We start from the raw sequence: 17,575 nt of genomic DNA on the forward strand, positions 1-17,575 counted from the left end.
TGTTTCATGACGCGAGTTCCGCAGTCAGCGATCGCGGTTCGCGGCTTGCGGACGCCATGCTCAACCGATGATTGAAGAAAAATTATCGGCTCGGCACAATCGTTTAGGTTGCACTCGGTGGAAAACACGCTATCGTGCACATGTTGATGACGCTGCGTCATTGTCTTGTATTTTTCACAAATCTTACGACGTATTCGCGGAGGGACTCATGGCCGATCCGTTTCTTTCCGAAATCCGCATGATGACCTTTAACTTTGCGCCCAAGGGCTGGGCGTTCTGCAACGGCCAGTTGCTTCCGCTCAATCAGAACCAACCGCTGTTTTCATTGCTCGGCACCGTCTATGGCGGCAACGGGCAGACCAACTTCGCCCTGCCCAATCTGCAGGGCCGCACCCCGATGCATGTCGGCAACGGCCATGTGCTCGGTGAACTCGGCGGCGAGCAGGCGCACACGCTGTCGATCAACGAAATGCCGCAGCACACCCACGTCGCGAACGCCACCAACACCAATGGCGCACTTCTGGTGCCGGCCAACAACGTTCTCGGCGCCTTGAACAACGCCTACGCCGCGCCCGCGGCGCTGACCGCGCTCGCGCCGGGCAGCATTTCCACGGTCGGCGGCAGCCAGGCGCATCAAAACATGCAACCGTTCCTGACGATCAATTTCTGCATCGCGCTGCAGGGCATCTTCCCTTCGCCGAATTGACGGAGACCTCTCATGCCGCAACCCTTTATCGGCGAAATCAAGATGTTCGCCGGCAATTTCGCGCCGGCCGGATGGCAGTTCTGCGATGGCAGGCTGGTGGCGATTTCCGAAAATGACGCGCTGTTCAACCTGATCGGCACCACCTATGGCGGCGACGGCCAATCGACCTTTGGGCTGCCAGACCTCCGCGGCCGGCTGCCGGTGCATATGGGCACCAATGCGGGCACCGCGTTCACGATTGGCGAAATCGGCGGCGTCGAGCAAGTCACCCTCACGACGCAGACGATTCCGGCACATACCCATACGATGCTGGCATCGCAGAACACCGGCACGAGCTCGAACCCGCAAGGCAACGTGCTCGACCAGATGAGCGGTGCGCTGCTGCTCTACAAGGAGCAAACGCCGACCACGCCGCTGAGCCCGGTGGTGATCGGACCGACCGGCGGCAGCCTGCCGCACAGCAACATCCAGCCCTTTCTGTGCATCGGTTTCATTATTTCGCTGTTCGGCATCTTCCCGAGCCAGAGCTAGGAGCGCGACACCATGGCTGACCCCTTCGTCGCCGAGATCCGCATCTTTCCGTTCAACTTCGCCCCCAACGGCTGGGCTTTCTGCAACGGTCAGCTTGTCCCGCTCTCGCAGAACACGGCGCTGTTCTCGCTGCTCGGCACCACCTATGGCGGCAACGGCACGTCGAACTTCGCGCTTCCGAACATGCAGGGCAACGCGCCACTGGCGCCAGGACAGGGACCCGGCCTCTCGCTGTACGACCTCGGCGAGAACGGTGGCTCCGACACGGTAACTCTGCTGCAATCGGAACTCGCCTCGCACCCCCACGACATGATGGCGATCAACCTGCAGGCCGACCAGGCAGCACCGGCATCGAACCGGGGCATCGCGCGATCACTCAACGGCGCGGCCTATGTCGCCGGCACTCCGACGCCCACGTTGGTGCAGATGAGCCCCAACATGATCGGACTGACGGGCTCCGGCCTGCCGCACAACAATCTGATGCCTTATCTGACGCTCAATTTCTGCATTGCGCTGCGGGGCGTGTACCCGCCGCGGAGCTGAGGTCGTTTTGACACTCGACGTTCTCTCACCCGGCGCGTGCACGTTCGGCTGGGCGCGTGCGACGCAAGCCGGCTGCGGCTTTCGCCGCCTCACGGAGGCCGATCTGCCGTTCCTCGGCCGGCTCTATGCGGCGACGCGCGCCGAGGAGCTGGCACCGGTGCCGTGGAGCGACGCGGACAAGGCCGCCTTTCTCGATCAGCAATTCCGTGCCCAACACGCGCACTACCAGCACTACTATCCGAACGCCGACTGGCTGATGATCGCGCGCAGGGATGAGGACATCGGCCGGTTCTATCTCGAGCGCTGGCCGAGCCAGCACCGCATCATCGACATTGCCTTCCTTCCCGAGCATCGCGGCAAGGGATATGGCGAGGCGCTATTGCGCGATGCGATGGATGAGGCAGCGGCCGCCGGCAAGGACGTCTCGATCCATGTCGAAAAACTCAATCCCGCGATGCGGCTCTACCGCCGGCTCGGCTTCGTCACCGAGGAAGACAAGGGCGTCTACGATCTGATGCGCTGGCGGGCGACGGGCGCTCCCGATCGTCAGGTAAAGATTGCCTGATAGCCGTTGCCGCCTCCGAGCGGACCGATCGGCACTATGAAGATCTCGATCACGCCCAGCGCTGGATGCCGCACCGGATAGATCGCCTGCGGCAACCATGCTCCCTTCGGCGTCGTGAACAGCAGCGAGAATGCACCGCCCGGCCGGCCGCTGTCGCCCACGGGCTCGACCTTGGCGAGCTTCAGCGGCACGACGCCTTCCGCCGTCTGCATCTCGAACTCCGCGCCCTGATGCGGCGTGAAGTCATCGATATGCAGTTTTGCCAGATCGACGGTGGATGACATGCGCACGTCCCTGTTGCCGTCGAGATGTAACACACGCCGCGGTGTTGCCGTCAAGATTTCTGCCGGTCATCCCGCGGTCTGAACCAAAGTGCACCCGGCTTTCGCTGCGCCCTCTGCTCAAGAGGAGGGTAAGTAAACGCAAGACTCGGGCGCATCGCGCCGCGAGGATGCGGATGTATGACATAAGCCGCGCAACATACTCCATCTCGTCCCGGGCAAGCCAACGGGTCGGCGCAAAGCGCCGCCCGATGACAGGCTCCGCGCGACCCGGGACCCATAACCACCAATGAAAGTTGTTTGGCCAGCGCTGGGGCCACAGCCCACTTCAACGACACGACCCTGTGGTTATGGGTCCCGGCCTTCGCCGGGACGACGACGGTGAACGCGGAGCCGCTGAACGTGCAACCCAGACCCCTGATGACGGCCCCGATTTCCTCCGCTAACCTCCCCGCAAAGCCCCGCCGGCAAGGCGGGCCATCTTGAAGGAGGACAGCCGCGTGCATCGAGGCCGTGTTGTATTCGGCGCCATGGACGAGGTCGTGTTCGGGCGGCCCGCCCGTGAGGCCATCGTCGAGCAACTGGACCGGCTTGGCGCCCAGCGCGCCTTCCTGATGGTGTCGGGGACGCTGAACCGCGAAACCGACGAGATTGAAAAGATCCGCGAGAAGCTCGGCCCCCGTTGTGTCGGCACCTTCGACCAGATGCCGGCGCACACGCCGCGCGCCGCGGTCATCGCGGCGGCGCAACAGGCGCGTGATGCGAAGGCCGATCTGATCGTCACCATCGGCGGCGGTTCGATCACCGACGGCGCCAAAGCGGTGCAGCTCTGCCTCGCCAACAACGTCATGACATCCGACGGCATCGACGCGATCCGCACCCGTGGCGGCGTCTCGCCCGAGATGAACCCTCCAACCGTGCGCCAGATCAGCGTGCCGACCACGATCGCCGGCGGCGAGTTCTCGTCGATCGCGGGCGTCACCAACGAGGCCAAGCGGCAGAAGGAGATGCTGCGCCATCCGCTGGTGATGCCGCGCGCCACCATCCTCGATCCGGACCTGTCGGTGCACACGCCGGACTGGCTGTTCCTGTCGACCGGCATCCGCGCGGTCGATCATTGCGTCGAGGGCATCTGCTCGCGTGAGGCGCATCCTTACGGCGATGCGCAGGCGCTGAAGGGGCTGGAGATGCTGGCGACCGGCCTGCCGCGGGTGAAGGCCGATCCGAAGGACATTTCGGCGCGGATGGATTGCCAGATCGGCACCTGGCTCTCGACCGGCCCGCTCGCCTCCGGCGTGCCGATGGGCGCGAGCCACGGCATCGGCTACGTGCTCGGCGCCGAGTTCGACGTGCCGCACGGCTACACCTCATGCGTAATGCTGCCGGCGGTGATGCACTGGAACAAACGCGACAACGCCGACCGGCAGGCCCTGGTCGCGGCCGCGATGGGACATCCGGGCGCGGACGCCGGCGACGTGCTCGACCGCTTCATCCGCGACCTCGGCATGCCGCGCAGTTTGCAGGAGGTCCACGTCGGACCCGAACATTTCGACCGCATCGCGGCGGGTGCGATGCGCACGCCCTGGGTGCCGCGCAACCCGCGCAAGATCGACGGTCCATCCCAGGTCCGCGAGATTCTGGTGATGGCCGCTTAGAGCATGATCCGGAAAAGTGCGAAGCGGTTTTCCGACAAGATCATGCTCAAACAGGAAGCAAATTAACACTGAGGGGAGATCTGAGCTTCGATGTACACCGGCAAGCATGCTTACCTGCGCCCGCTGCAACCGGCCTTCATCATGGCCGGGACCGGCGAGATCGTCACCTATCGCGAGCTCGAGGCACGCAACAACCGTCTCGCGCATCTGTTCCGCAACCGCGGCATGAAGCGGCTCGATCATTACTCGATCTTCATGGAGAACAACAACCGCTACCTCGAGGCCTGCGGCGCCGGTGAGCGTTCCGGCCTCTACTTCACCTGCGTCAATTCCTACCTCACGCCCAGTGAACTCGCCTACATCCTGACCAACAGCCAGTCGCGGATCCTGATCACCTCGAAGCTGAAGCTCGACATCGCGCGCGAGGCGCTGAAGGAGTGCCCGCAGGTCGAGCTCTGCATCGTGGTCGACGGCGACAGTGAGAGCGATCGCATCGTCGGCTTGCTGCAGGCGACCGCGGGGCTGCCGACGACACCGATTGCGGACGAATATGCCGGCACCGCGATGCTTTATTCGTCCGGCACGACCGGCCGGCCGAAGGGCATCGTGCGGCCGCTGCCCGAGCAGCCGCCGTCGCAAAACCTGCCGCTGTTCGATTTCCTGACCAAGCTCTGGCACTACCGCGAGGGCATGGTCTATCTGTCGCCGGCACCGCTCTATCACTCGGCGCCGCAGGCCGCGGTCAATCTCACCATCCGGATGGGCGGCACCGTCGTCATCATGGAGAGCTTCGATCCCGAGCGCTATCTCCAGCTCGTCGAAAAATGGGGCATCACCCACAGCCAGCTGGTGCCGACGATGTTCTCGCGCCTGCTGAAGCTGCCCGAGGAAGTTCGCAGCCGCTACGATCTGTCGACGCTCGAGATCGCGATCCATGCCGCGGCGCCCTGCCCCGCGCTGGTCAAGGACGACATGATCAAATGGTGGGGCCCGATCATCCACGAATATTACGGCGCGACCGAGGGCCTCGGCTTTACCGCCTGCAACAGCGAGGAATGGCTCGCGCATCGCGGCACCGTCGGCAAGGTGCTGCTCGGCGACCTGCATATCCTCGACGAGAACATGCAGCCCTGCCCGAAGGGCACGCCGGGCACGGTGTGGTTCAAGACCGCGACGCCGTTCGAATATTTCAACGATCCGGCCAAGACCAGCGAGGCGCGCTCGGCGGACGGCAGCATGAGCACGGTCGGCGACGTCGGCTATGTCGACGACGACAACTTCCTCTATCTGACCGACCGCGCCACCTTCATGATCATCTCCGGCGGCGTGAACATCTACCCGCAGGAATGCGAGAACCTCCTGATCACCCATCCCAAGGTCGCCGACGCCGCGGTGTTCGGCGTGCCCAATGTCGATCTCGGCGAGGAGGTGAAAGCGGTGGTGCAGCCGGTCGACGGCATCGCGCCGGGGCCTGATCTCGCCGAGGAGCTGATCGCGTTCTGCGCAAGCTCGCTGTCGCGCCAGAAGGTGCCGCGCTCGGTCGATTTCGAAGCCGAGCTGCCGCGGCTGCCGACCGGAAAACTCTACAAGCGCCTGCTGCGCGATCGCTATTGGGGCAACAAGACCTCGCGGATCGTCTGAACAGGTGATGCGGCGAGCCGGGCCGTCACAGCCGGGGACGCCCGGCGGCGTAACGGACTCGCTCCTCGCGCGGATTTCGCGCTATGCTCCAGGATCGCAAGCCAGCTTCGCCGGAGGCCGCCATGCCGTCGCCCCAGCCGCACGAGCCGGAGCCGGGACAGGCCGGAAGGCCCGAATTCACTGCCGCCGAGATCGGTGCGCTCGCCCATCTCTATCGTGGCGAGGTCTACCGCAGCACGGTCTGGCGCACCCGCCTCGACAGCTCCACCAACTGGGCGGTGGTCACGACCGGGATCGCGCTGTCGGCGACCTACAGCAGCGCGGAGGCCTCGCCTTTGCCGATGGTGCTGGTCGGGTTGCTGGTCACGGTGTTCCTGCTGTTCGAGGCGCGGCGCTATCGCTACTTCAACGTCTGGCGCGCCCGGGCGCGGTTGCTCGAAACCGATTTCTACGCGCCGATGATCCGCGGCGAAGGTCCCTCGCCGGGCTCGGCCTGGACCGAGCTGCTCGCCAACGACTACCGCCACCCGAGCTATCACATCAGCCTTGCCCGGGCGATCGGCCGGCGGCTGCGCCGGACCTATGGCTGGATCTTCGCGATCCAGGCCATCGCCTATTACGGCAAGCTGGCGATCCACCCCCTACCGCTGACCACGATCAGCGAGATCTGGGACCGCGCCGCGATCGGCCCGATTCCCGGAGCCATCGTGGTTCTGGCCGGCGTTGCCTTCCATTCCAGCTGGGCGCTGTTCGCCTTCGTCACGCATCGCATGGAGGCCGCCGACCGGCGGACGCGGCATAATCTGATCGCGATGGGGTGAGGCGGCGTGAGCCGCGTTGCCGCTGGCGGGCTTTTCCCCTAACCTCGCCTCAACAAGAAAAGTCAGGGAGGATTTGCCGATGGAAGTGATCCCACTGCGCGAGGGATTCGGAGCCGAACTGCGCGGCGTCACGCTTTCGGATGTTGCCGCCAGCGATGCCGCCTATGCGGCGGTGCGCGCGGCGTTCGAGGAACACTCGGTGCTGGTGTTCCGCGGCCAGGAGGTCAGCGACGACATCCAGCTCGCCTTCTCGCGCCGCTTCGGTCCGCCCGAGACGACCAAGGTCGGCTCGATGGGCACCGGCTCGCATTTCGTGATCCTCTCGACCTTCGGACCGGACGGCAAGGTGGTTCCGTCTGACCACCGGCAGCAGCTGCGCGCCAAGGCCAACCAGCTCTGGCACACCGACTCCTCCTTCAAGCGCGTGCCGGCGCTGACCTCGATCCTGTCCGCGCGCATCATCCCCGAACATGGCGGCGAGACCGAGTATGTCTCGATGCGCCTGGCCTTCGAGCGGCTCGACAAGGATGTGGCCAAGCGGCTGGAGAACTCGTTCGCCTGGCACTCCTACGCGCATTCGCGCAGCAAGGTGGCAACCGGGCTTGCAACGACTGAGGAGGTCGATGCACTGCCGCCGGTATGCTGGCGCATGGTCTGGCGCAATCCCGTCAACGGTCGCGGCGCGCTGTATCTGGCCTCCCACGCCTATGGCATCGAGGGTATGGATGCCGATGCCGGCAAGACGCTGATCGAGCAATTGACCGAAGCCGCCACCGCGCCCGGCGTCAGCTATCTGCATCAGTGGAAGCAGGGTGACGTCGTGATGTGGGACAACCGCGCCACCATGCATCGCGGCCGTCCCTGGCCGGCGCATGAGGGCCGCCTGATGATCCGCACCACGATCTCGGCAACCGAGGCTGATGGCGTCGCGAACATGCAGCCGCCCTCGACGCAGGCGGCGGAGTGATGCGAATGCTGCTTCCCCGTCATCCTGAGGAGCGCGAAGCGCGTCTCGAAGGATGCACGGCCACCGATCGGGCCGTGCATCCTTCGAGGCTCGCCCAGCGGCGCAATTGCGCCGCAAGGCTCGCACCTCAGGATGACGGGACGGACTTCGACGCTGCGTGGCGAGCAGAATCGGCGACAAACTGTCGCTGATAGCGAATCGCTTCACGCCGCGCACATCGGCAATAGCAATCGAATTCGAACGGAGAATAGTCCACGCATAGCAAAACAGACTGAGTTCCGTACAATCACGGTCATTATTCCCGGTCCGTAGAATTCCTAATGCTGCCACGTCATCCGAATTGCCAATCCCCGCACGGCCCTCGCTGGTTGCCCGACAGCCTCACCGTGGTATCGTCGATGCCAATCGGCCATTGAGACCGAAATTCGTGGAGGGGACCATGCGGAGCGTGCAAGCGCTGGCCGTCGCGGTGTTGTCTGTGCTGACCATCAGCGACGTTTCACGCGCAGCCGAGCCGAAATCCGGCGGCATCTTCAGGATCTATCACCGCGACAGCCCCGGCAGCGCCTCGATCCACGAGGGCGCGACCTATTCGGTGAACATTCCGTTCATGCCGATCTTCAACAACCTCGTCATCTTCGACCAGCACATCGCGCAGAACAGCGCGAGCACGATCCGGCCCGAGCTTGCGGAGAGCTGGGCCTGGAGCGGCGACAACAAGACGCTGACCTTCAAGCTGCGCAAGGACGTGAAATGGCATGACGGCAAGCCGTTCACCGCCGCTGACGTCAAATGCACCTTCGACATGCTGATGGGCAAGTCGCAGCAGAAGTTCCGACAGAACCCGCGCAAGTCCTGGTACGATCAGGTCGACGAGGTCACGACCAACGGCGACTATGAGGCATCGTTCAAGCTGAAGCGGCCGCAGCCGGCGCTGTTGTCGCTGCTCGCCTCGGGCTATTCGCCGGTCTATCCCTGCCACGTGTCGCCGGCGGAGATGCGCACCAAGCCCATCGGTACCGGCCCGTTCAAGTTCGTCGAGTTCAAGGCCAACGAATCGATCAAGCTCACCAAGAACCCCGATTACTTCAAGAAGGGCCTGCCCTATCTCGACGGCATCGAGTTCACCATTATCACCAACCGCTCGACGGCGGTCCTCGGCTTCGTGTCGGGCAAGTTCGACATGACGTTCCCGACCGAGGTCTCGATCCCGCTGCTCAAGGACGTCAAGTCGCAGGACCCCAAGGCGGTCTGCGTGGTGGAACCGAACAACGTCTCCACCAACATCATCATCAATTCGAGCGGACCACCGTTCGACAATCTCGACATCCGTCGCGCACTGGCGCTGGCGCTCGACCGCAAGGCGTTCATCCAGATCATGTTCGAGGGCCAGGGCGACATCGGCGGCACCATGGAGCCGGCACCCGACGGCCTGTGGGCGATGCCGAAGGAGATGCTGGAGCAGATTCCCGGCTACGGTCCCGACATCGAGAAGAACCGCGAGGAAGCCCGCAAGCTGATGCAGAAGGCGGGTTATGGCCCGGACAAGCACCTGCAGATCAAGGTGTCGACCCGCAACATCGCGGTCTACCGCGACCCCGCAATCATCCTGATCGACCAGATCAAGAGCATCTACATCGACGCAGAGCTCGACGTCGTCGACACCGCGCAATGGTTCCCGAAGGTCGCACGCAAGGACTATTCGCTCGGCCTCAACCTCACCGGCAACGCCGTCGACGAGCCCGATCAGTCCTTCTACGAGAACTATGCCTGCGGCTCGGAGCGCAACTACACCAATTATTGCAACAAGGACATCGAGAAGCTTTTCGACCAGCAGTCCGAGGAGACCAACCTCGACAAGCGCAAGAAGCTGGTCTGGGAGATCGACAAGAAGCTGCAGGAAGACGTCGCGCGTCCGATCATCTTCCATGCCCGGACCGGCACCTGCTGGAAGCCTTACGTGAAGAATGTCACGATCATGTCCAACAGCTCCTATAACGGCTATCGCTACGAGGACGTCTGGCTGGACAAGTAGCGAAGCGTTTTCGAGCGAAGTGGACACCGGCGCGCGTCAAGAAGACGCGTCAAAGAAGATTCGGGATCAGGGAGAGAGCCAGGGTGTTTGCCTATATCGTGCGGCGGCTGTTCCTGATGCTCGTGACCCTGTTCGGGATCTCGGTCATCATCTTCGTGCTGCTGCGCGTCGTTCCGGGCAATATCGTCGATATCCTGTTCGACGCCGCAGGCTTCGTCGACCCCGCCGACAAGGCCAATCTCGAGCGCGAGCTCGGCCTGAGCCAGCCGATCGCGATCCAGTATCTGCACTGGATCGGCGGCCTGCTGCACGGCGATCTCGGCTATTCGTATGTCTCGGAGAAGCCGGCGCTCGAGGAGATCCTGCCGCGGATTCCGATCACCGCACGGCTCGCGGGGCTGGCGCTATTGTTCTCCGCCTCGATCGGCATTCCTCTCGGCGTCATCAGCGCCGTGCACCAGGGTTCGAAGCTCGATTATGCGCTGCGCGTCGTCAGCCTCAGCGGTCTGTCGCTGCCGTCATTCTGGCTCGGCCTCTTGATCCTGATGGCCTCGGTCTCGCTGTTCGGCACCATGCCGATCTTCAATCCGAACCCGAAGACCTGGCTCGAGGCGCTGACCATCTATGCGGTGCCGGCGATGGCGGTTGGCTTCCGCAGCGCGGCGCTGACCATGCGCATCACCCGCTCCTCGATGCTGGAGATCCTGCGCCAGGACTACATCCGCACCGCGCGCGCCAAGGGCGCCTCCGAGGCCTCGGTGAACTATCACCACGCGCTCAAAAATGCCGTGCTGCCGGTCATCACCGTGATCGGCATCGAGGCCGCGTTCCTGATCGGCGGGCTTATCGTCACCGAAACCGTGTTCAACATCCCCGGCATCGCCCGCTTCCTGGTGGAGGCGCTGCGCTGGCGCGACTACCCGATCGTGCAGAACCTCGTGATGTTCATCGCGGTCGTCGTCGTGGTCGTGAATTTCATCGTCGACATGCTCTATGCGGCGATCGATCCGCGCATCCGGTTTGGGGACTAACCCGATGGCGACGATCAATTTCGACAGCGAGCTGCGCCGCGCCGGAGCCAACGCCACGGCCGGCTGGGGGCGGTTCGCGTTCCTCGCGCAGCGCCATGTGCTCGGCACCATCGGCCTGATCATCATGCTGCTGTTCCTGCTGACCGCGATCTTTGCCGACCTGATCAGCCGCTACGATCCGCTCACCGTCGATTCCGCGCACCGGCTGGCCGCGCCCTCTATGCTGCACTGGTTCGGCACCGATTCGTTCGGCCGCGACGTCTGGAGCCGCATCGTCCACGGCGCGCGGATCTCGCTTGCGGTCGGCATCGGCTCCACGACCTTGGGCGCCACGCTCGGCGTCATCGTGGGCCTCACCTCCGGCTATCTCTCCGGCTGGGTCGACCTCGTGTTCCAGCGGGTGACCGACATCCTGCAATCGCTGCCGCTCCTTGTGCTCGCGCTAGTGATGACCGCGGCGCTCGGCCCGTCGCTGCCGAACGTGATCCTTGCGATCGCAATTCCCCTGATCCCGACGGTTGCCCGCGTGATCCGCGCCAACACGCTGGCGCTGCGCGAGCAGCCGTTCGTGGAGGCCGCCAAATCAATCGGCATGAGCGAGACGCGGATCGCGCTGCGCCATGTGCTACCGAATACGATTGCGCCACTGATCGTGCTGGCCACTGCGCAGCTCGGCTCGACCATCCTGACCGAGGCGTCGCTGTCGTTCCTCGGCCTCGGCATTCCCGAGCCGTATCCGTCCTGGGGCCGCATGCTGTCGGAATCCGCCGCTGAATATGTCCGCACCGCGCCGTGGCTGGTGATCTTCCCTGGTATCGCGATCAGTCTCGCGGTGTTCGGCACCAACCTGTTCGGCGACGCGCTGCGCGACATCCTTGATCCGAGGCAGCGCGGCTGATGAGCGAGGCACCTCCGGCAGAGACGGTTCTCGACGTCAAGAACCTGGAGACGGTGTTCTTCACCAACTCCGGCCTGTTCCGCGCGGTCGACGACGTCTCGTTCTCGGTCCGCCGCGGCGAGACGCTCGCGATCGTCGGCGAATCCGGCTGCGGCAAGAGCGTCAGCGCGCTCTCGATCATGCGCCTGGTGCCCGATCCGCCCGGCCGCATCGTCGGCGGCTCGGTGACGCTCGAAGGCACCGACCTGCTGAAGCTCGACGATGCCGCGATGCGCGCCGTCAGGGGCAACCGCATCTCGATGATCTTCCAGGAGCCGATGACCTCGCTCAATCCGGTGATGCGGATCGGCGACCAGATCACCGAGGCCGTGCGCCTGCATCGGAAGATGAGCAGCAAGGAAGCCTGGAAGCAGGCGGTCGACATGCTAAAACTGGTGCGCATCCCCGAGCCGGAGCGTCGCGCGCAGGAGTACCCGCATCAGCTCTCCGGCGGCATGCGCCAGCGCGCCATGATCGCGATGGCACTGGCGTGCCGGCCGGCGCTCCTGATCGCGGACGAACCGACCACCGCGCTCGACGTCACCATCCAGGCGCAGATCCTTGCGCTGATCGTCGATTTGCAGCAGCGGCTCGGCACCGGGCTGATCCTGATCACCCATGACCTCGGCGTCGTCGCGCAGACCGCGCAGCGCGTGATCGTGATGTATGCCGGCAAGAAGGTCGAAGAGGCGACGGTCGAGTCGCTGTTCGAGACGCCGCTGCATCCCTATACGCGCGGGCTGATGGCCTCGATGCCGGCGGTGATCGCGCTCGGCGCGAAGACCGATGCGCGACTGACCGAAATTCCCGGCATGGTGCCGTCGCTGACCAATCTACCGCCCGGCTGCGCCTTCGCACCGCGCTGCAGGTTCGCGATCGACCGCTGCCTTAAGGAGTATCCGCCGCTCGACGAGGTCAAGAGCAAGCACTGGGCGGCATGCTGGCGCGCCGGCGAGATGCTGGAGGCGTCATGACCGAGCAACGCCCGCTTCTCGAGGTGACCGATCTCGTCAAGCACTACGCGGTGCGCGGCGGCGTGCTGCGCCGTCAGGTCGGCACCGTGCATGCGGTCGACGGCGTCAGCTTTTCGCTCGGCGCCGGCGAGACGCTCGGGCTGGTCGGCGAATCCGGCTGCGGCAAGTCGACGGTCGCGCGCACCGTGCTGCGGCTGGTCGAGCCGACCAGCGGCGCGATCAGGCTGGACGGCGAGGACATTGCGCCGCTCAGCAAGAGCGCGCTGCGGCCGTACCGCCGCTCAATGCAGATCGTGTTCCAGGACCCGTTCGCCTCACTCAACCCCCGCATGACGGCCGGCGACATCGTCGGTGAGCCCCTGATCGTGCATAGGCTCGCGACCGGCGCGAAGAAGCAGGAGCGCGTCGCGGAGCTGTTCCAGCAGGTCGGTCTCCGGCCCGACCAGATGAAGAACTTTCCGCATCAGTTCTCCGGCGGGCAGCGTCAACGCATCTGCATCGCGCGCGCGCTGTCGCTCGGCCCGCGGCTGATCGTCTGCGACGAGCCGGTTTCCGCGCTCGACGTCTCGATCCAGGCGCAGGTGATCAATCTGTTGATCGACCTGCAGCGCAAGCAGAACTTCTCCTACCTGTTCATCGCGCACGATCTCGCGGTCGTCGCCCATATCAGCCACCGCGTCGCCGTGATGTATCTCGGCCGCATTGTCGAGATCGCCGACAAGCACGAGCTGTTCGCCAATCCGCGTCACCCCTACACCCAGGCGCTGCTCGCCTCGGTGCCGATCGCCGCCCCCAAGGCCAGGCGGCTCGCGCCGATGATCGACGGTGACGTGCCGAGCCCGATCAATCCGCCGCCTGGCTGCGCCTTCCACACCCGCTGCCGCTACGCGATCGATCGCTGCAAGACGGAGCGTCCGGCGCTGCAAGCGGCCGGGCCGGCGCATCAGGTCGCCTGCTGGCTGAATGACGGAACGGGGCGTGCGGAGTGACTCCGCTGTCGTCCCTGCGAAAGCAGGGACCCGTAACCACGACCGCTCGATGTTGAGCGATGCTGCGGCTCCAGCGAAATCTCTCACCACATTCGGTGGTTATGGGTCCCGGGTCGCGCGGAGCCTGTCATCGGGCGGCGCTTCGCGCCGACCCGTTGGCTTGCCCGGGACGACGGCAGCTATGCCGCCGCCTCGATCTCCACCACGATCTTCCCGGTCGTCACCTGCTCGCCCTCGGCGACATCGATCGACGACACCGTGCCCGCGACGCCGGCAGTATGCACGTGCTCCATCTTCATCGCCTCCAGCGTCATCACCGGCTGGCCGGCCGCGACCTTGTCGCCGGCCTTCACCAGCACCGCGACAACCCGGCCGTTCATGGCGGCACGAACCTTGCCGTCACCGCCGGCGGCGGTCGCACTCTCCGGCGGCGCGAGCGTGAGGTCGCGCGCCGACAGTGTGACGCCGCGATGCAGGATGTAAAGCCGGTCGCCATCGCGCAGGAATTTGGCCTGCTCCATCAGGCCATCATGATGGAAGCGGATGCTGTCCCGACCGAGCTCATCGATCGTGAAGTTGAAGCGATCGCCATTGCGGGTCGCGAGGTAGCTGCCGTCGCGCTCGCGAAATATCTCGATCTCCTGCACGCCGTGGCCGAGGTCGATCCGCAAGCCGAGCGGGAATGTCGCCGACAGCGAGCGGCCGCGCTGCCATGGCGGCGCGTGCGGATTGGTGACGTAGAGCAGCAGCGCAGCGAGTGCGAGGTCGCTGCCGCGATCGGGCCGCGGCGCCAAAAGCACATCGCGGTTGTTGCCGATGAAGGCCGTGGTCGCCTCGCCCTTGGCAAAGACCGGATGACGCAGGCAATCGATCAGGAAGCCCTGATTGGTGGTGACGCCGAAGGCTGTGACCTGCTCCAGGGCGCAGATCAGCTTGCCGCGCGCCTCGTCGCGGGTTGCGCCGTAGCTGATCACCTTGGCGATCATCGAATCATAGAACGGCGGAATCTCCGAGCCTGACTGCAGCGCGTGCTCGACGCGGATGCCTTCAGGCATCCGCCACCGCGCCATCGTGCCGGATTGCGGCATGAAGTCATGCCCGGCATCCTCCGAGCAGAGCCGCACCTCGATGGCGTGACCGGAGAAGGCAATGTCCTCCTGCCTCAAGCCGAGCGGTTCGCCCCTGGCGACGCGAAGCTGCAATTCGACCAGATCGAGCCCGATAATCGCCTCGGTGACGGGATGCTCGACCTGCAGCCGCGTATTCATCTCCATGAAGTAGAAATTGCCGGCGCGATCGAGCAGGAACTCCAGCGTGCCGGCCCCCTCATAGCCGATCGCCTTAACCGCTTGCACGGCAACGGCGCCCATCCGCGCGCGCAGCTCCGGCGTCACCGCCGGCGACGGCGCTTCCTCGATCAGCTTCTGGTGCCGCCGCTGTACCGAGCAATCGCGTTCGCCGAGATGGACCGCATTGCCATAGCGATCGCCGAACACCTGGATCTCGATGTGGCGGGGATCGACGATCGCGCGCTCGAGGATGACGGTGGGATCGCCGAACGCGCCCTGCGCCTCCGACCGCGCACTGCGCAGCGCATCCGGAAACGCGGCGGCATCCGCTACCAGCCGCATGCCGCGGCCGCCGCCACCGGCCACCGCCTTGATCATGACCGGAAAGCCAATCGCCTTGGCTTCAGCCAGCATCACGGCATCGCTCTGGTCAGCGCCTTGATAGCCGGGCACGCAGGGCACACCAGCCTTCTGCATGATCTCCTTGGCGCCGGCCTTGTTGCCCATCGCCAGGATCGCCTTCGGCGACGGACCGATGAACACGAGCCCGGCATCGCGACAGGCCTGCGCAAAGTCCTCGTTCTCGGCGAGGAAGCCGTAGCCGGGATGCACCGCGCCGGCGCCGCTTGCCTTGGCGGCGGCGATGATCGCGTCGATCTTCAGATAGGATTGCGCCGGCAGCGCCTCGCCGATCCGCACCGCCTGATCGGCCTCGCGCACATGCAGGGCGTCGCGGTCGGCGTCGGAGTAGACCGCGACGACGCCATAGCCGAGCCGCCGCGCCGTATGCATGATACGCAGCGCGATCTCGCCGCGGTTGGCGATCAGGATCTTGAAGAACGGTGTCCGCTTCACGATGGTCCCGCTCATGGCCGCGCCACCGAGAACTGCATGCGTTGCGGGGAGCGTACTTCCGCCTCGCGGCAGATCGCGAGCACCTCTGACAGCACCGTCCGCGTATCGCGCGGATCGATCACCCCGTCGTCGAGCACGCGGGCGCTGGTCGAGAATACGTCCATCTGGCCGTCGAACACGCCGGTGATCTGCGCCTTCATCGCCTCCAGCTTCTCCTTCTCGATCGGCTTGCCGCGCCGGGCGGCGGCGGCTTCAGTGACGATCGCCATGGTTTCGGCGGCCTGCTCCCCGCCCATCACCGCGGTCTTGGCGTTCGGCCAGGAGAAGCAGAAACGCGGATGGAAGCCGCGGCCGCACATGCCGTAATTGCCGGCGCCGAACGAGGCGCCGCAATACAGCGTGATCTGCGGCACCGTCGCCGAGGTCACGGCCTGGATCATCTTCGAGCCGTGCTTGATCATGCCGGCCTCTTCATAGGCCTTGCCCACCATGTAGCCGGTGGTGTTGTTCATGTAGAGGATCGGCGTGCGCGACTGGCAGCACGCCTGGATGAAATGCGTCGCCTTGTTGGCGCCCGGCACATCGAGCGGCCCGTTGTTGGTGATGATGCCGATCGCCTGCCCTTCGATACGGGCATGGCCGCACACCGTCGCCGGGCCGTAATTGGCGCCGAACTCGCTGAAGTCGGAATCGTCGATGAAGCGCGCGATCGCCTGGCGCATGTCGACGGGACGCTTGTGGTCCATCGGCATGATGCCGAGCAATTCCTCGGCGTCATAACGCGGCGGCTTCACCGCAGCTGGCTCGCGCGCCGGACGGTCCCATGGCAGCTTGGCCATGATGTCGCGCGCGATGCGCAGCGCATCGCGATCGTCCTCGGCGAGATAATCGCCAAGGCCCGAGATCTGGGTGTGCATCTCGGCGCCGCCGAGCTCCTCCTCCGTCGCGATCTCGCCGGTGGCGGCCTTGAGCAAGGGCGGCCCGGCGAGGAAGGCACGGGTACGGCCGCGCACCATCACGATGTAATCGGAAAGGCCCGTCTGGTAGGCGCCGCCCGCGGTCGAGGAGCCGTGGGTGACGGTGACAACGGGAAGCCCCGCCGCCGACAACCGCGCCAAATTGCGGAAGATGTTGCCGCCGCGGACGAAATCCTCGACGCGGTAGCGCAGCAGATTGGCGCCCGCGCTTTCGACGAGCTGCACATAGGGCAGCTTGTTCTCCAGCGCGAGCTCCTGCACCCGCAGCGTCTTGTCGAGGCCGTAAGGTTGCAGCGCGCCGGCGTCGATGCCGGCATCATTGGCGCTGACCATGCAGCGGATGCCGGAGACGAAGCCGATGCCGGCAACCAGGCCGCCACCGGGCACGCTCTTGTCCGGGTCCGGCACATCGAACATATAGCCGGCGAGCGTCGACAGTTCGAGGAACGGCGAGCCGGGATCAAGCACCAGCGCGACGCGCTCGCGCGGCAGCAGCTGGCCGCGCTTGTGGAAGCGGTCCTTGGCCGCGGCGGAGGCCGCGCGCGTGCGCTCCTCCAGCCCCCGCATCCGGGCGATCAGCGCCAGCATGCCGTCGCGATTGCCCTGGAACGCGGCGCTGCCGGTGGAAATCGTGTTCTCGATGATGGCCATGATTCTAACCTTCTTCGTCATTCCGGGGCAGCCCGAAGGGCTGAGCCCGGAATCCATACTCTCGATCGTGGTTATGGATTCCGGGCTCGCGCTGCGCGCGCCCCGGAACGACGAGAATAGAGATAGC

16 protein-coding genes are annotated in these 17,575 nt (G+C 65.1%); 13 read left to right on the plus strand and 3 right to left on the minus strand.

What is annotated here, in order from left to right; translation table 11 throughout:
- Positions 1-67 precede the first annotated feature (67 nt).
- The 4 genes from ACOIX3_RS39915 to ACOIX3_RS39930 are packed head-to-tail and all read left to right on the plus strand — an operon-like array spanning position 68 to position 2,345.
- Entirely contained in the window at positions 68-706 is a 639-nt protein-coding gene (locus tag ACOIX3_RS39915; RefSeq protein WP_420967463.1) for a phage tail protein, read from the plus strand.
- Between the two features lie 12 nt (positions 707-718).
- Positions 719-1,237, plus strand: coding sequence for a phage tail protein (locus ACOIX3_RS39920; RefSeq protein WP_420967464.1), 519 nt, complete (start codon positions 719-721; stop codon positions 1,235-1,237).
- Positions 1,238-1,249: 12 nt separating this feature from the next.
- Positions 1,250-1,780, plus strand: coding sequence for a phage tail protein (locus ACOIX3_RS39925; protein ID WP_420967465.1), 531 nt, complete (start codon positions 1,250-1,252; stop codon positions 1,778-1,780).
- Positions 1,781-1,787: 7 nt separating this feature from the next.
- Positions 1,788-2,345 (plus strand): GNAT family N-acetyltransferase, encoded by a 558-nt coding sequence (locus ACOIX3_RS39930; RefSeq protein WP_420967466.1) that lies wholly within the window; start codon positions 1,788-1,790, stop codon positions 2,343-2,345.
- Here ACOIX3_RS39930 and ACOIX3_RS39935 read toward each other — a convergent pair.
- Positions 2,327-2,629, minus strand: a complete 303-nt coding sequence (locus ACOIX3_RS39935) for a DUF6916 family protein (protein WP_420967467.1) — start codon at positions 2,627-2,629, stop codon at positions 2,327-2,329. The genes ACOIX3_RS39930 and ACOIX3_RS39935 overlap by 19 nt on opposite strands.
- 497 nt (positions 2,630-3,126) lie before the next feature.
- Here ACOIX3_RS39935 and ACOIX3_RS39940 point away from each other — a divergent pair, with 497 nt between their 5' ends.
- The 9 genes from ACOIX3_RS39940 (at position 3,127) to ACOIX3_RS39980 (ending at position 13,676) form a co-directional block, all read left to right on the plus strand.
- The gene (locus tag ACOIX3_RS39940) at positions 3,127-4,281 is read left to right on the plus strand and encodes an iron-containing alcohol dehydrogenase (protein WP_420967468.1); all 1,155 of its coding nucleotides are present in this window, start codon (positions 3,127-3,129) and stop codon (positions 4,279-4,281) included.
- A gap of 90 nt (positions 4,282-4,371) precedes the next feature.
- Positions 4,372-5,922 carry an AMP-binding protein gene (locus ACOIX3_RS39945; RefSeq protein WP_420967469.1) on the plus strand — a complete coding sequence of 517 codons (1,551 nt, stop codon included), beginning with the start codon at positions 4,372-4,374 and terminating at the stop codon, positions 5,920-5,922.
- Positions 5,923-6,044: 122 nt separating this feature from the next.
- Complete coding sequence (locus tag ACOIX3_RS39950; protein WP_420967470.1) at positions 6,045-6,743, plus strand: DUF2270 domain-containing protein; 699 nt, start codon at positions 6,045-6,047, stop codon at positions 6,741-6,743.
- A 79-nt stretch (positions 6,744-6,822) separates the two neighbouring features.
- Entirely contained in the window at positions 6,823-7,710 is an 888-nt protein-coding gene (locus ACOIX3_RS39955; RefSeq protein ID WP_420967471.1) for a TauD/TfdA dioxygenase family protein, read from the plus strand.
- Between the two features lie 439 nt (positions 7,711-8,149).
- Positions 8,150-9,745, plus strand: a complete 1,596-nt coding sequence (locus ACOIX3_RS39960; RefSeq protein ID WP_420967472.1) for an ABC transporter substrate-binding protein — start codon at positions 8,150-8,152, stop codon at positions 9,743-9,745.
- Positions 9,746-9,828: 83 nt separating this feature from the next.
- Complete coding sequence (locus ACOIX3_RS39965) at positions 9,829-10,776, plus strand: ABC transporter permease (protein ID WP_420967473.1); 948 nt, start codon at positions 9,829-9,831, stop codon at positions 10,774-10,776.
- A gap of 4 nt (positions 10,777-10,780) precedes the next feature.
- Positions 10,781-11,674 carry an ABC transporter permease gene (locus ACOIX3_RS39970; protein ID WP_420967474.1) on the plus strand — a complete coding sequence of 298 codons (894 nt, stop codon included), beginning with the start codon at positions 10,781-10,783 and terminating at the stop codon, positions 11,672-11,674.
- Entirely contained in the window at positions 11,674-12,687 is a 1,014-nt protein-coding gene (locus ACOIX3_RS39975) for an ABC transporter ATP-binding protein (RefSeq protein ID WP_420967475.1), read from the plus strand. Before ACOIX3_RS39970 ends, ACOIX3_RS39975 begins: the two co-directional genes overlap by 1 nt.
- Positions 12,684-13,676 carry an ABC transporter ATP-binding protein gene (locus ACOIX3_RS39980; RefSeq protein WP_420967476.1) on the plus strand — a complete coding sequence of 331 codons (993 nt, stop codon included), beginning with the start codon at positions 12,684-12,686 and terminating at the stop codon, positions 13,674-13,676. Before ACOIX3_RS39975 ends, ACOIX3_RS39980 begins: the two co-directional genes overlap by 4 nt.
- 179 nt (positions 13,677-13,855) lie before the next feature.
- On the opposite strand, the gene ACOIX3_RS39985 is transcribed toward ACOIX3_RS39980, so the two are convergent.
- The gene (locus ACOIX3_RS39985; RefSeq protein ID WP_420967477.1) at positions 13,856-15,835 is read right to left on the minus strand and encodes an acetyl/propionyl/methylcrotonyl-CoA carboxylase subunit alpha; all 1,980 of its coding nucleotides are present in this window, start codon (positions 15,833-15,835) and stop codon (positions 13,856-13,858) included.
- Positions 15,832-17,448: an acyl-CoA carboxylase subunit beta gene (locus tag ACOIX3_RS39990; protein WP_420967478.1), complete on the minus strand. Its 1,617-nt coding sequence runs from the start codon at positions 17,446-17,448 to the stop codon at positions 15,832-15,834. The genes ACOIX3_RS39985 and ACOIX3_RS39990 overlap by 4 nt, the downstream gene beginning before the upstream one ends.
- Positions 17,449-17,575: the final 127 nt, after the last annotated feature.

Origin of the sequence: Bradyrhizobium sp. B120 (assembly GCF_049075665.1) — a bacterium.
GTDB lineage: Bacteria > Pseudomonadota > Alphaproteobacteria > Rhizobiales > Xanthobacteraceae > Bradyrhizobium.

Excerpts from the sequence above, each read along its gene's own strand:
- ACOIX3_RS39970 (WP_420967474.1), top strand. The coding sequence starts at position 10,781 with ATGGCGACGATCAATTTCGACAGCGAGCTGCGCCGCGCCGGAGCCAAC.
- ACOIX3_RS39950 (WP_420967470.1), top strand. The coding sequence starts at position 6,045 with ATGCCGTCGCCCCAGCCGCACGAGCCGGAGCCGGGACAGGCCGGAAGG.
- ACOIX3_RS39925 (WP_420967465.1), top strand. The coding sequence starts at position 1,250 with ATGGCTGACCCCTTCGTCGCCGAGATCCGCATCTTTCCGTTCAACTTC.
- ACOIX3_RS39935 (WP_420967467.1), bottom strand. The coding sequence starts at position 2,629 with ATGTCATCCACCGTCGATCTGGCAAAACTGCATATCGATGACTTCACG.
- ACOIX3_RS39960 (WP_420967472.1), top strand. The coding sequence starts at position 8,150 with ATGCGGAGCGTGCAAGCGCTGGCCGTCGCGGTGTTGTCTGTGCTGACC.
- ACOIX3_RS39920 (WP_420967464.1), top strand. The coding sequence starts at position 719 with ATGCCGCAACCCTTTATCGGCGAAATCAAGATGTTCGCCGGCAATTTC.
- ACOIX3_RS39945 (WP_420967469.1), top strand. The coding sequence starts at position 4,372 with ATGTACACCGGCAAGCATGCTTACCTGCGCCCGCTGCAACCGGCCTTC.
- ACOIX3_RS39975 (WP_420967475.1), top strand. The coding sequence starts at position 11,674 with ATGAGCGAGGCACCTCCGGCAGAGACGGTTCTCGACGTCAAGAACCTG.
- ACOIX3_RS39990 (WP_420967478.1), bottom strand. The coding sequence starts at position 17,448 with ATGGCCATCATCGAGAACACGATTTCCACCGGCAGCGCCGCGTTCCAG.
- ACOIX3_RS39985 (WP_420967477.1), bottom strand. The coding sequence starts at position 15,835 with ATGAGCGGGACCATCGTGAAGCGGACACCGTTCTTCAAGATCCTGATC.
- ACOIX3_RS39955 (WP_420967471.1), top strand. The coding sequence starts at position 6,823 with ATGGAAGTGATCCCACTGCGCGAGGGATTCGGAGCCGAACTGCGCGGC.
- ACOIX3_RS39980 (WP_420967476.1), top strand. The coding sequence starts at position 12,684 with ATGACCGAGCAACGCCCGCTTCTCGAGGTGACCGATCTCGTCAAGCAC.
- ACOIX3_RS39915 (WP_420967463.1), top strand. The coding sequence starts at position 68 with ATGATTGAAGAAAAATTATCGGCTCGGCACAATCGTTTAGGTTGCACT.